Origin of the sequence: Leptolyngbya sp. AN02str (genome assembly GCF_050565595.1) — a bacterium.
Taxonomy (GTDB): domain Bacteria; phylum Cyanobacteriota; class Cyanobacteriia; order Elainellales; family Elainellaceae; genus Kaiparowitsia.
This window is the reverse complement of record NZ_JBNXVR010000008.1, coordinates 135,951-150,543: the sequence shown is the minus strand read 5'-3', so window position 1 is coordinate 150,543 and position 14,593 is coordinate 135,951. Positions and strand designations below refer to the sequence as shown.

The 14,593-nt window shown below is 51.0% G+C and carries 9 protein-coding genes; 5 read left to right on the top strand and 4 right to left on the bottom strand.

Features of this window, described 5'->3' with window-relative positions; translation table 11 throughout:
• The first annotated feature begins 59 nt into the window (after positions 1-59).
• The 5 genes from ACQ4M4_RS08605 to pcrA all read left to right on the top strand — a co-directional run bounded on the left by ACQ4M4_RS08605 (position 60) and on the right by pcrA (position 9,118).
• Positions 60-320, top strand: a complete 261-nt coding sequence (locus ACQ4M4_RS08605; protein WP_430684075.1) for a helix-turn-helix domain-containing protein — start codon at positions 60-62, stop codon at positions 318-320.
• Between the two features lie 245 nt (positions 321-565).
• The gene (locus tag ACQ4M4_RS08600; RefSeq protein WP_430684074.1) at positions 566-1,111 is read left to right on the top strand and encodes a hypothetical protein; all 546 of its coding nucleotides are present in this window, start codon (positions 566-568) and stop codon (positions 1,109-1,111) included.
• Between the two features lie 9 nt (positions 1,112-1,120).
• On the top strand, positions 1,121-3,877 hold the full coding sequence (locus ACQ4M4_RS08595; RefSeq protein WP_430684073.1) for a hypothetical protein: 2,757 nt from the start codon (positions 1,121-1,123) through the stop codon (positions 3,875-3,877).
• Between the two features lie 706 nt (positions 3,878-4,583).
• The gene (locus tag ACQ4M4_RS08590) at positions 4,584-6,458 is read left to right on the top strand and encodes an ATP-binding protein (protein WP_430684072.1); all 1,875 of its coding nucleotides are present in this window, start codon (positions 4,584-4,586) and stop codon (positions 6,456-6,458) included.
• 311 nt (positions 6,459-6,769) lie between these two features.
• Positions 6,770-9,118 carry a DNA helicase PcrA gene (pcrA, locus tag ACQ4M4_RS08585; RefSeq protein WP_430684071.1) on the top strand — a complete coding sequence of 783 codons (2,349 nt, stop codon included), beginning with the start codon at positions 6,770-6,772 and terminating at the stop codon, positions 9,116-9,118.
• Positions 9,119-9,143: 25 nt separating this feature from the next.
• On the opposite strand, the gene ACQ4M4_RS08580 is transcribed toward pcrA, so the two are convergent.
• The 4 genes from ACQ4M4_RS08580 to ACQ4M4_RS08565 form a co-directional block, all read right to left on the bottom strand.
• The gene (locus ACQ4M4_RS08580; RefSeq protein ID WP_430684070.1) at positions 9,144-9,938 is read right to left on the bottom strand and encodes a hypothetical protein; all 795 of its coding nucleotides are present in this window, start codon (positions 9,936-9,938) and stop codon (positions 9,144-9,146) included.
• Positions 9,939-9,954: 16 nt separating this feature from the next.
• Entirely contained in the window at positions 9,955-12,837 is a 2,883-nt protein-coding gene (locus ACQ4M4_RS08575) for a DUF3769 domain-containing protein (RefSeq protein WP_430684069.1), read from the bottom strand.
• 96 nt (positions 12,838-12,933) lie between these two features.
• Positions 12,934-13,050, bottom strand: a complete 117-nt coding sequence (locus tag ACQ4M4_RS08570) for a photosystem II reaction center protein I (protein WP_430684068.1) — start codon at positions 13,048-13,050, stop codon at positions 12,934-12,936.
• A gap of 98 nt (positions 13,051-13,148) precedes the next feature.
• Positions 13,149-14,531, bottom strand: a complete 1,383-nt coding sequence (locus ACQ4M4_RS08565; RefSeq protein WP_430684067.1) for a hypothetical protein — start codon at positions 14,529-14,531, stop codon at positions 13,149-13,151.
• Positions 14,532-14,593 lie beyond the last annotated feature (62 nt).

Here is a 14,593-nt window from a genome sequence, read left to right as displayed (position 1 = left end):
GGAGTTGGTCGCTGCAACGCTCTGGTTTATAGCTATGGAGATATTAACACACACTTTAAGTGTTTATATCGACACCTTTAAGGATTACTTTGGCGGTTCGTTGGCGATTGCGAGAACTTATGGCGCGGCAACGCGTGACTAATAAAGAGCTTGCAGAACAGTTGGGGATTCATCCTAATGCGGTTTCGCGAATGAAGAACCAGGACACATTGCCACATATCGGTGGTGAAACGCTGAATGCATTGTGCAAATACCTGAACTGCACACCCAATGATTTGATTGAGTACATGCCCGACTCCGATGAGGAGGCACAGCAGTAGGCAGTTTGTAGTGCTTGCGTAAGATGCGATCGCTCGTAGTGAATTTCTCCCCGACCTTGATCCGGCTGTGTTGGTAGCGTGTGTGAAACAGCCTTCTAAGCTGGAGGCAATGAACATATTTTTGGCTGCAATTCGGGGTTAAGAGTCAGCCGTTTTGGAATAGCCTCAGAGATTTTGCTCTGGGGCTGAATATTTTCTTGCACCCAGCCGTTAGGAATCAGTAATAGAACATGAGGTCGGGTGCTATGGATCCCATTACTCTGTCTGCGGCTGCGGTTATTGCCACTCAAATTCTTGTCAAAATTAGTGAAGGTTCTTTGGCTCGATTTGGTGAAATGATTGCGGATCAATCCGTTCAGCAAAGTGCGGGTTTGATGCAATTGCTTAGAAAAAAGCGTCCTACTTTAGCGTCTGAAATCGAGCAACTTCAAGCCTTACCTGCAACTGACCTGGGGGTAGCTCAACTGGAATCGGTCAGCCAACAAATTGCAGCGATCGCACAAGAAGAACCCGAAGTTGCTACAAGCATAGAGGCGATCGCAACCACCGTAATTCGCCAAGTGCTAGCGAGCGATCTAGAAGTTGAGCAAGACCTAACAATTTCCAATGTCGCTCAAAAATCGAAAGAGCAAGCCATTCAAGAACTAGCAACACGAATCAAAGTTGCGGGTAACTTGACCATGAAGAACTTAAGCCAAATATCTGAAGCTCCTAGCTCCCAAACAGCAGCCAGCCATATCTCTACAAAAGGCAACCTCGTGATCGACGGCTTGAACCAAACACAAGGTTAGATATGCACCATGACTACCTATTCCACCGATTCGTCTACTTCGATTCAGGTTGAAACGCTATCAGATCTTCGGGCCGGCAGAGATCTACACATTAGTGATGTTCACGTCACAATCATTCAAGACAATAGCGCTCACAAATCTTCTCCAAAGCTAGATTTACTTCCAGATAGAATTCGTAGCGCCAAAACTAATCATTTAATTCAGGAAAGTCAACTCGATGCGATCAAAATTGCACTCGAAGCTGGCAGTCACGTTGCTGTCATTAGCGGCATGAGTGGTACCGGAAAAACCGAGTTTGCGATCGAGTACTTACTCCAATACAAAGACATTTATTTAGGAGGAGCAATTTGGTCTAGCTACGAAGATTTTAGAAGCAATATTGGTGTGCTTAGAACCTATTCTGAAACAAATTCTAAAGCGCGAGTGCTTTGGATTGTCGATGATGTTCCCAATCCAGATAGTTGCATTGATCAAATCAAAGCAGTTCAGTCTCAACTCTTTGTAGAACTGCATGTGCTTATCACAACTCAAATTCGTTTGGAGCCGAGTCAAACCATTTTCAGACTCGCTCCATTCTCTATCGAAAACTCCACTGCCTTTTTCAAAGAAGTTTTAGGTATTGCCAACAGCGATATTCATGAACATGAGGCCATGGAGCTATGTATGCTGCTAGGTAATCAACCCTTAGCAATATACGCTGCTGCAAATTTCTTGAAAAATCACCCCAACGTATCCCTATCCCAATACCTGCATCAGTGGTGTGAAAAGAAGCTCGATCATCCATCCATGGAAAGCGTTGTACTTCATCTAGATCACGCCTGGGAAATTCTATGTGGACAGAAAGAAGAATTCACTCCTTTATTCGCCTATCTTTTCGCTCTCTTTCAACTCAACGAAATTCGTATCGGCTGGATTTGGGATATGGTCAACGAGTTGACGCATTTGAAAGAATTCTCAAATTTCAGATCAATTCCCAAAATGGTGAATACCGCTTACGAACAGTTGCACAGTATTTACTTTTTGGAAAAGCTCTATCGGGATAGCGAGCAGTTTTTGATTAACCCTTTAGCTCGAATTTATATTCATTCAAAATTAGAAAAATTCAGCCGAGTTCAGGCTGTTAAAAAGGCTGGGGCAAATTGTCTGCTGAAGGCTGCAGATGAGCTATGGAATCAAAACCAACGGACTCCTGCCAAACCTTTGTATGATGAAGCTTTCAGGCTTATGGAAGAGTGGCTAGGCGATGACATTCAAGCCATCTCTACAAAGCTCACCCGCTTTTCCAAGTTTTATTCCTTTTGGTGGCCCAATCAGCAAAACGCTCACAGTCAAGTTTCAACGCTATCTCAAGAACAATTAACAGAATTGGAACACTTAGCTTCAACTCTGGCAACTTTGGCCAATACTGCTAGAGATCAAGGAGGCAGAAAGCTAAAGCAAGCTGAATCGCTATATCTGCAAGCATTGGCAGCTTATCAAGAGCTGAACACTTCCCCATCGTCAATGCATCAAGTTTTGCATGATTTATCCAGGCTGTACATCCAGCAGAAACGGTATAGCGAAGCAGAGCTGATTTTATTTCGCCTATTGCATCCGAACAGTTCTGAAAATGCGAATATTTTGACCGAGCTGGCGGATCTCTACCGATTACCTAATTTTGATCACCATTATTTACCTTATAGATTTGATCGGGATAACACGCTGTGGATCATCAACAGCAGCGACAGTTCCGTCATTCTCGATCGAGATTTCTCCAAATCTCTAAAACTGTCGATGGAAGTTTCCCGTCAAAGCATTAATTGGTTTTTAAAGCGCTGTGGTGTTGGAATACAGACTATCAAGAACTCTGACTATCAAGGCTTAAGCCTGTGGGAGAAAGCCCTGAATGCGATCGCCGTTTCCATCGATGTGGGCTATTCCCTGCTGAAAGAATCTCCTAAGCTTCCATTACTGGCGGTGGCATTGTGCACATTGAGTATTGCGGTGCCATTTTCAGTGGGTTTCATGCTTGGGGGTTCCTCAAACAGGCTGGTCTCTAAATCCTCGGCAGGAGCGTTGAAACCCGCAACAGATGCTAACTCAACATCTCAAAGCCCTCAGGGTTCCAGAACTGGCTTGGCAAGCCAAAGATGTGGAGATACCGTAGGGCAAGCAGTTGAAGGTCTACCAGAAATTGTGCTCTGGCGTCCTGTCTTCGTGACGCAACAACGGATGAATCAGATTGGAGAAGACTTTTGTATTGAGGACAGACAGCCCAACACGCAACCGATCAATGGGCAAATCCAGCTTGCAAGCTTTGGGAGCCTGAACAGGGCGATTGCATTTGCCAACAACCATCAAGCCTGTGTGGGGTCTCCCAATGTTCGCCCACTAGCGCAAAAAATTCTAGATGATCCCCAACAATACGATAGAAAAGCGGGGCGATTCCTCATCTCAGATTTTGATCGGGCTTTGGTTGAGCAGGCCTATGCCAGGGCAGAGCAAGCCGCCACTCACGATGAAGCCGCGTTTTCTCAGCAAGACGACTCACCAATGGTGGCAATTGAGCATTGGCAAGCCGCTGTTACTCTATGGCAAGAATCGATTGCTCTGCTGCAATCGATTAGCCCAGGTTCGATCTATACCGAAAATGCAAACGAAGCGATCGCCAAGTACACTAGTTATCTTGCAAGTGCCCAAGAAAATATAAACCATTTGAGGCAAAGCCAAAGCCAGTCAGGCTCGGCAAATCTTATCTCTGGCAATAGCCCTCTGTGCGACGTCTGACCTGGGTCTGCAAAAATCCCTGGTATGCGATCGCCCAACTCTGAACAATTCCCAGAACTGACAGCATTGATAGATGAGTCAGCCAATGAACAAAGCAATTGTTTGGAGCAGCCCGTCGGTTCTGGATACACCGAAACACTCGTTGTTTGGAACAGCCCGTCAGCTCTGGATACACCGAAATACTCATTGTTGCGTGCGTATTGACAGAGCAGAATCCGACAGTGGGACTGCTCTCGGAGAGCTTTGCTAGATAAGCAAGATTAAGTGCACAAAGTTTAAGCTGTTTTTGGCGTTTAAACTACAAAACTGCTCATAGCATTGGTGTTTTTGCAAATAGTAATCAAAGACTTGAGGTTGCAAACATTGGTTGAGGAATGATGCATTCCCGTGTAGAGAAACAACTGTGGAGAAGCGATCGCATTTTACGTTTTTGATGAAGCAACCAAGAATTAATCTTAGAGAATCGTGGTTATCAATAAGAAGTTTCTATGCATGCTTTAAGCCCTGGTTAAGAGCATGCCAAATTCTTATTTCGCTAGAAATCCCCAAGCTTTAATCGTATCTGTACCAAAAGGTAGAAATCAATAAAGTTCTTTCAAAAAAAATCGCTGTATATGCGATTATTTTGACCGCACGGGCACACTAGTTCACAATTCGGCGTAGTGAATTCAAGCTGAAACACCACCCTTACCAGTCACCATATCCCATGAACGTAAAGCCGCAGAGCGCCATGCTGGATGAAGCATCTCAACCAGCAGATCATATTGGGAATATGTTGGTTCTGCATCTCAATAATCAAATTAGAGACATTGAAGCCATTGCTCGTACCTTATCCTCCATTGTGAGTACGACATTACACTCTCAGTCGGTGTTGCACCAGCTCCTTGCAGCCGTCGTGGATTTTGAACGAGAGCCAGCGATCGCTAGTTGTGGCGTTTGGATTGAGCCGTTTGCCCTGCACGATCAGCACGCAGGATACAGCTTGTATTTTGCGAGAAATGAACCGAGCGTGCGCGTTGAGACCCATGATTATGAAACAGCACCACCGAAGTATCAGCAAGAAACTTGGTACCAAGTTAGCAAGCAGTTAAAACCGGGCCAATGCTTTTGGGGCAAGGCTTATGTTCATCCCAATTCTGGTGAACGAGTGATTACTTGCACAACACCCCTTGGATCTGGTGACACTTTTCGGGGTGTTGTTGCGCTGGATTTGCAGCTAGATGCCTTGCAAAACATGCTCGACATATGGCAGCAAAGCCTTGGCGGTTATGGGGTTGTGCTAGATTCTGGCAATCAGTTTCTGACGTTGCCCACTCCAGCCTGGAAGACTCCAGACTTAGAAAATGCAGCTAGTCAATTTGGACTGGAATCGGTGCAACAGTTGGCCCAGCGATCGCCCCAGTATGCCGTATTGCTAGAGACTGTCAACACCATTGACGCTGAGATGATAGAAGCAAGCCGCACAACTCCACGAGGTGCAGCGATCGCCCAAAGCTTCAACGAATACGCCACGGGAATCGCCAACGAACAGCAAATTGCCGCTATCCTGGCCGATCCATTGGCCGAGCACGATCGCACCAACTATTTGTTGCAACGATTTGAAATTGCCAATGATGAATGTTTACAAGAAGGGGCGATCGCCTGTGTGTTTCACATTCCCCACGTGTATTGGAAACTGTTGATTGTTAAGCCGCGATCGGCATTGGCCCCGGTGAACTTTAGCCTGGTGCACACCGACAAAATGGCAATGCTTGGTAGCATGCTCGCCAGCATCGCTCACGAAATGAACAACCCCCTCAACTTTGTCGTGGGCAACCTCAGCTATGCAGAAACCTACATGCAGGATGTTCTATCTGTCCTGAAACTGTATCGCACCCACTATCCCGACCCCGTTCACGCAATTCAATCCGCCAGCGAGCAAGTTGACCTTAGCTTCGTCATGCAAGACTTGCCAAAGCTCATGGCATCCATGAAAATGGGAGCCGATCGCGCCTTACAAATTACACGACTGTTGCGCAACTTTTCGCGCATGGATGAGGGCAAGCAGCGACAGTTTGTGGATATTGCAAAAGAGCTAGACAACACGCTTCTCATTCTAAACAGTCGGCTCAAGGCCAAACTGGTACAGGTTACAGGCACTGAATATCACTTGCCTGAAATTACCGTGGTTAAGCAATATCAGCCAACAGTAAAAGTTGAATGCTATTCAGGATTGCTCAGCCAAGTGTTTATGAATTTATTGGTGAATGCAATCGATGCACTCGAAGAGGCAACCAAATCAAAACAAATGGATGGAACAGAGAACTTTTCTCCCACAATTTGGATTCACACTAAACGAACGAATGATGATCAGGTGAGGATTCAAATTGTGGACAATGGGCCAGGAATCCCTCAACACATTCAGCAACGCTTGTTCGAACCCTTTTTTACCACCAAGCCTATGGGTAAAGGAACCGGACTGGGATTAGCCATTTGTCAGCAAATTATTCATGATCAGCATGGAGGCATGCTCACGTGCCAGTCCAAGCCCGGCCAAGGAACGACGTTTACGATTGCGTTGCCAGCGGCCTCTTACAGCTAACATGCACCCTGCCAACCCATCCTGCCACGTTTGATCGGGCTGGATAGCTTACATATTCTGAGTCTCCCGGCACCATTAAAAACCAAACCCGAAAACTCTGCGCCGCGATCGCCAATATTGCTAATTCGCTAACCAAATCGAACCGAGGTTGGTTGCAGAGATACACCATTAGCCCAATCCACACAATATCTGGCCCTTTTATCGGCCACCCACACTAGATAAACCGGATTGGATCACCCAAGGAGCGAACAGGTGCTTTAGACTAGAAACGATTCCTTGCATTTGGGCGTCGGCCTCTCTTTGCTGCCTTCATGACTCAATCTGTTGATTTTCTTCGGCAACTCAACTCCGCTCAGCGACAAGCAGTTGAGCATTACTGTGGGCCACTGCTGGTGGTGGCAGGCGCAGGCTCTGGCAAAACACGAGCCCTAACGTTTCGCATTGCCAACCTGATCTTGCATCATCGCGTCAATCCCGAAAACATTCTGGCGGTGACGTTTACCAACAAGGCCGCCCGCGAAATGAAGGAGCGGATTGAAAAGCTGTTTGCCGAGCAGGAATCGTTGCGTAAGCACGGTAAGCCGCTAGAAGCCCTGCCCGCTTACGAACAAACGAAGCTGCGATCGTTCGTTTACAAAAATATTACGAAAGAGCTGTGGATTGGCACGTTTCACGCACTATGCGCCCGCATCTTGCGGTTTGATATTGAGAAGTATCGCGATCCCAATAGCGGCCAGTGGACGCGCACTTTTTCCATCTTCGACGAATCCGATGCCCAAAGTTTGGTCAAACAAATTGTGCAATCCAAAAATTTGGATGACAAAAAGTTTGATCCGCGATCGCTGCGATTTGCCATTAGTAACGCCAAAAACCAGGGTTTCGCTCCATCCGATGTGGAGCGCGAACAGCCTAACTATCGTGGGCGGGTGATTGCGGATGTATATGGGGAATATCAGCGATCGCTCGCTTCGAATAACGCAGTTGACTTTGATGATTTGATCCTGATTCCTGTAAAACTATTCCGCCAAAATGAACAAGTTTTAGCATACTGGCACAAACGTTTCCGACACATTCTAGTGGATGAATATCAGGATACAAACCGAACGCAATATGACTTGATTCGGTTACTGGTGACAAATGGCGAATCAGCCAGCGAATTTAAGGATTGGAACCATCGCTCGGTCTTCGTTGTCGGCGATGCAGACCAGTCGATTTACTCCTTCCGTGCAGCCGATTTTCGCATCCTGTTAGGCTTTCAGGAAGACTTTGGCGACAGCCTGCCAGATGACGACACACGCACCATGGTAAAGCTGGAAGAGAATTACCGCTCTACGTCCAACATTTTGCAAGTGGCGAACCATTTAATCGAAAACAACACCGAGCGCATCGACAAGGTGTTGCGCCCGACGCGAGGCGAGGGAGAATCGCTCTACGTCTATCGGGCCGATGATGAAACGTTGGAAGCGCAGTTTGTCATTAAAACGATCCAAGATTTGCAAAATAGTCATCCAGAACTGGACTGGGGCAGCTTTGCCATTCTCTACCGCACCAATGCCCAATCGCGGGCGTTGGAGGAAATTTTGGCGCGGTTCCAGTTGCCCTACACGATTGTGGGTGGTCTGCGGTTCTACGATCGCAAAGAAATTAAGGATGTGCTGAGCTATTTGCGGGCGATCGCCAACCCCGATGATAGTGTGAGCATTGAGCGCATTATCAACACACCCCGACGCGGCATTGGCAAAGCCACGGTCGATCGCCTCAAGCAAGCCGCTCAGGAATTGAACGTACCACTGTGGACCATCTTGCAAGATGAAACGTCGGTGCAAACCTTGGCAGGGCGCTCGGGCAAAGCCGTGATTCAATTCGCGCAAACGCTGCAAAAGTGGCAGGAGCAGATCGAGACCCTGGAAGCCTCCCAAATTTTGCAAGGCATTGTGGATGATTCTGGCTACATTGCCGACCTGAACTCACAAGATACAGACGAGGCGCGCGATCGCATTGGCAACGTCCAGGAATTGTTCAACGCTGCCCTGCAATTTGAAGAAGAAAATGAGGACAAATCGCTGCTGGCTTTCATCGCCAATGCCTCCCTCGCCTCTGAGCTGGATAATGTGAAGGAAGGCCAGCAGGCTATCTCGCTGATGACCCTGCACTCCTCCAAGGGATTGGAATTTCCCGTGGTGTTTATGGTGGGCATGGAGCAGGGATTGTTTCCCAACTTCCGCTCGCTCGAAGATCCGGCAGCGCTGGAAGAAGAGCGCCGCCTCTGCTACGTGGGCATTACTCGCGCCCAAGAGCGGCTATTCCTTACCCACGCCCGCGAACGCCGCCTATATGGCAACCGCGAACCCGCTAGCCCGTCGCTATTTTTGGGGGAATTGCCCCCCGACATGCTGCTGAGCAATACGGCAACGGCAGTTCCCAAGCGCATGGCAACCCCCATTCGGGAAATGAAGGCCAAACGAGAAACCTCCACCATGCCCAACATCCACGCCGATGACTGGACGGTGGGCGACAAGGTGGTGCACAAGGCGTTTGGCGCTGGGCAAGTCACCCACATCTTTGGGGCAGGCAACAAAATCTGTTTAGCGATTAAGTTTCCTGGACTGGGACAAAAAATTGTTGATCCCAAGCTCACCGCGCTACAGCGCGTGGAATAACGTTGCAGCTTGTGTGGCTTCTCGTCTACTCAGCAGACTGCACGTCTTCTGAAGCTGGCTCTGTGGCGATCGCTGGTTCTGTGGCGATCGCCACGTCCGTTCTTCCATCATCTGCAAACTCCTGAGCGACGGTTTCCCCTTCTCCATAGGCCACCGAGCGCAGCTTTTCGTAAAAGACCGAGCCTTCTGATTCGGGCACGAAGTTGTGAATGGGATTTTTGCCAGCATCGGCGACCCACCACTCATCCGGGTTCATCAAATCGGCTAGATCCACACCAATGGGTTGAGGCGCATGGCGCGGAGACAAGCGATGGGAGGCCAACCCCAGAGTATTGGCTTCAACGACCTGGGCAGGCACATCAATTGGGGTCTGGGGATTTAGGGGCGCGATCGCCGATCTGGGAGAATAACCAGTCGGAGCAGTCGTGGCAGATTGGGGCGATCGCTGGGTAGCATCCTCAACAGTGGCCTGATCGACCGACTGAGTCATCGCCTGAGGCCCTGATTGGCTAGAAACAGATTCTCCATCCGTTGGCAACGGACCAAAACTGTCACAGACAATTCGTTCAAACTCAAAATTGTAATGATGCAGGGGTTGCCCTCGACGCTGCCAGAGCGACAAAATTTGCCCCACGGATACCGACTTGTAGCGCCCTTGATACAACGCTTCAACAATTGCCGAGCGAATCCACAACAGAGGATAATTTCTCGCCCAGTAGCCCACGAGCTGATCAGCGCTAAATGCGCCCATATCAAACCCGTACCGATTCAGTAAATCGGTTGAGTCTATCCAAATCGGATCGTGAATTGGGTCTGCCATGTTTCGCCCTAAACCACTAGTCGTCTGAGCGTTGCACCCCTCCTTCTACCGTAGCAGCCCCCGAGAAGGATCCCCGTCGCGTTCCCCAATTAAAATCGCTAATGCGGATGCCGAAGGCACCCGATTCACGGATTGGATTGTAACGCAACGTAACTGCGTAGGTGCGACGACTGTATTCCAAAATATAGTCTGTATCAATCGTATCGGCACGATTTAGGCTTAAAGTGGTCTGCACCCCAAAGCGAAACGGGCCATAAATTTGCTGCAAAATGCCCATCGACAGCACGCTGCGGTCAACCACTCGGTCAAACCGGAATGGCGACTCGCCCTCTTGCAGGGTTTGCGAAATTGTGACGTTGAACCCGGTGTAGTCCAAAAAGTCGCGCGAAAAGTTGCCAAACTGGCCAAACAAGCTGAGCGATCCGGTCAGTAGGTTTTGGGTATCGCCGCTGGTGTACGCCGTTGCGGTGCCGCGCAATCCGGCAACCAGAGTCACGTAGGGAACAATCGGGTTTGGCGTGTAGCGCATTCCTTCGGTAGGGGTGCGCGGCAGTGCCCGCCCTTGCCAGAGGGGAAAGGCGCGGCTGAGGGCAGCACTCGCCTGAAATCGGCCCAAGTCTGCCAAACCTTCAATCTGGCCGGGGTCGAGCAAATCGGGGTCGTCGGTCACGGCAGAAATGAGCTGGGCGCTGGCCTGATAGCTGAGGGAAATGCCCGAGCTTCCCAACGGAATGATGGGCGATGTAAACAGCAGCCCCAGGCTGCTTTGCACCCGCTGAAAGCCCAGAGAACCGTTGAACAACCGGTTGCGGTAGGTGGCTTCGGCGGTGAGTTGATGAATTCCCAATCCTGTTGGTACAGCTTGCCGCAAGCGAGCCGTTCCCTGAAAGCGATCGCTAAATTCATCCAACTCTAGCGACTCAAAGATTGCCCGGGTTTCTAGCGATGTTGCCGGACCAAAGTCGTAATCAAATTCTGCCAATAAGCCAAAGCTCGACGGATCGAAAATATTGAAATCGTTGTCGGTAACAATGCGCTGAAGCAGTAACAGTGGAGACACCGAAAAGCTGGCGCGATCGGTCGATAAAATCTCGAATGGGCGCTCTAAATAGACTCCGCCAAACTCATCGTCAATCCCCAATTGGCCTAGGGGATTGCGATCGCGACGACGGCTATCAATTGTGACTTGATTCTGTACCGTTGGCAGCGTCAAATTTTGATCAAACACCAGTACTGGATTGCGAGCCCGCACCCGTGCCCGCGTTGGCGACAATCGCGTATACACCACCCGGCGCGATCGCAGCTCTAGTTCAGGCGGCGAGAACGGATCGTTGGTGAGGCGAACATTTTGCGCCACCCAGCCATTAGCAGTAAACTCAATCGACTCGGCCTCAAAGCGAATGCGGCGAATTTCGCCATCCACTTCCCCAAACCCAGATTCCTGTCCGGGAATGCGCCCAACTCCAAACTCAATCCCTGGGCCACCTGTAATTGGAACTTGGGGTTGGTTTTCGGGTAGGGTGCGCGTTAGGGGAACATTCGCGGCCGTATTGGCGCTCACATCCGTTGGCAATACCGACAGATCATCACTCGCTGTGGGCAAAAAGATCTCGCCTCGGGCTCCGGTCACGCGGCCAGCAACCTGCACAAAGTTATATTCAAAGCGATCGCCCTGCAAGAACTGGTTACCGCTAATCAGGGTGACATCCCCCTCGGCCACGACCAAACGGTTTTGCAAGTTTACCTGCACTCGGTCAGCCGTCAGCAAAGAATCTTGAAACCGCAGCTCAACGGTGCCCTCGGCAAAAAAGACTTGTTGCAGCGTGTCAATTTCCTGGCGATCGGCACGCAGTTCAATCACCTCGACCGCACCCAGCGATAGCTGCGTCTGTGGCGATGAGGTTGCCCCGTTTGATTCCGTCGCTTCGGCATCGTCGGGCGGTAAATCTTCGGCTTCGGGCGAGGGCAGCGTTGTGCCCGGTGCTGGCGACTCTGGCAAGGGCGCACCCTGCCCTGGTATTTCAAGAATTTGCCGCTCTGGAGCCAGGGTGCCGTCAGGGTTTCGGGATTGGGCCACGAGCCGTGCCTGAGACATGGGCCGAAATCGGCTCAGCACAGGCAGCGGATCTTGCGGTGCCTCTAGAATCGTTGGCTGGGCCAGTCCAGGAGCAAGGCTAGGAGGCTGTGAGGAGAGCCGAACTGACGAATTAGGATCGGGAAACGAATATACGGGCGTCCGTTGAGCCGACTCAGGTACCCAACCAACCACGCTCAAGCTGGCGCGATCGCCCAAGGCAGACGCCTGGGTTGCCACAATAGCCTGTTCACGAATTCGGGTTTCGGCAGAGTGTGTAGCCGGGGGACGCCTGTACGCAACAACCTGCGCATCTGACAAGCGCGGCTCAGGTTGAGCGAGGGGCATCGTATCTGAGTCAGACTGAGGAGAGTTCGAGACAAGCGATCGCGGCTGATCGGGAAGCTCTGGAGCCAGCTCTTCTAACTGGGGCGATCGCGCAACCACAGGTGCACCCGAGCTGGGCTGAGTCAGCGTTTCACCGATTTGAGCTGATGGTGATGGCGCTGATAGCGATGGTGCTGATGGTGACGACACAGACACAGATGGCGGCTCCACCGCATCCTCTGGACTGGCCGCCTGAGCCGGAGTCGTTGGCCGAACCTGATCCGACCAAATCGCCTTTTGGCTTGCCTCCACAACGACTGCCTCAGAACCAGCAGGCTCCGAGGCAGAAACGTCAGAATGCGCAGTTGCCACTGCTTGACCTTTTAATTTGCCTGTCAACGCCTCGCTTGATGCTGCATCAGCGGGCTGATGAGCATTTTGCGACGGAAGAGCTTTGACGATTGGAGGCGGAGTAGGCGGCGGAACCGGGTAGGGCATACGTTGAATTGCGAATAGAACAAACAGCCCTAACAGCAGGACTTAGGCCGTCCTCCATGCAAATTCGTTGCCACCGGGCTGGTCAAGTCAATCATCTTATTCCATATCGCGACGGCTGGGGTTCCGCGACGGGTCATTGGATAGGAAACCGAAGACAAATAGACCAATAAAAAAGGCTACAACGATATAAACGACGATTTTGAGCGTCAGCATGGATTCTTCTCAAAAAACGGGCATCAATATCATAATCGAAAAGCGGATCTGATTTTCGATGCCGTTTGGCCGATTCCTGGGCTTTTGTGTAGGACGACCTACTGCGAAATTCGTTCCCCCAACCACGCCCAAATCGCGTCCAAATGAGTTTCTACCCACAGCATGCGTCGGTCTAACCAGTTGAGCAGTTGCTCTAGCCAGTGTTCCTCGTAATGAACGAGAGTGGCACTAGTTTCCAAATAGGGCTCAATCCCGGCATCCGAGGATGGAGCTGACTCGGAGCTAAGCGCGATCGCCCCCGGTTCAATCGGCTGAGCCGCAGCGGAACTCGCTGCCATTGCAGCAGCTGTGGGTGCCGCAACGGGCAAGTGAGACGGGGAAGCAACCGCCAATCGACTGGTGGGCGGTAGCGCCATGGCTCGATGCTTTTGTCCCGACAGTGCCCTGGGTTGATTGCTCGTGGCAGCAGGCCGATCAGCTTGAGGATTGGCAGCTTCCCCAACCGGATCGGAAGGCGGTTCCGTCTGACTCCAGAGATCGAACTCGGCTTCTGGCAACCGAAGACGCGTAGAATCGCCATACCCTTGCAACGCCAGCGTCGCTTCTTCAAACCAATTCGTCGCGATCGCCACAGAACCCGCCTGTTCCCAAGCCATGAGCCGATAGAGCCAGCGAATCGGCCATGCCATCGTGGGTCGCTCTTGAATGGGTGGCAACGGCAACGCTCGATAACTGTTTTGAGCGTGGAACGAGCGGCGATCGCGCCAATAGGCCGACAGCTCCCAGCCCATGCGCTGCCGCAGCCGCCACTGCTGCTCATCCGTCAAAATATCCAAAATTTGGTTTTGCAGCGACACCAACACCAGTCGTCGGGTCGTGAGAGAAGAGGCAATCCCCACCACCGGAACCGGGGCCCCCGGCTGAAATACAGGTCTGCCATCGGCTGTGGTCGCTAATGCAGCGGCAGCGGTAGGAGTCGCATCAGCAGGAGCTAGGTCGGTCGAAATTGGAGCAGGCCGACTTTGCAAAGCGGATGGCTGGGCAACTGCGATCGCCCCAGCTTGCCTCTGATTCGTAGCCTGCGGGGTAGGCAAGTGAGCGGGTGGAACTGCCGAAGCTAGTTGATGCACCACCAGCGATCGCCAACCCTCATCAACCGGAGTTACCACACCCAAGCCAAACTCACCCACCAGCTCCAGCGTTTTGCAAATGGGGGTATCGGCTGCGGGCAGCTCTGGAGGTTGGCGCTTGAGCCATTGCCCCGGCGAGGTAAGCAAGGGCTTGGTACGCTGCCAAGTGTGAGCCAACTGTCGGGTGGCTAACCGTGTCGCCTGAAACACCGCATAAACGGGATAGACCAAAATTTCGGTGCCCCACACGGCGGCCACTTTTGCCTGTCGCAGCACTCGTTCGACGCGATCGCGCAACCGCAGCACCTGCTGCGACAGTTGGCTGAAATAGCGACTCTGGAAGCGAGACATATCACGAGGGCAAATGAAGGGAAAACCGACCAACCCAAAAACCGGGCTCAACCCTGGAAATC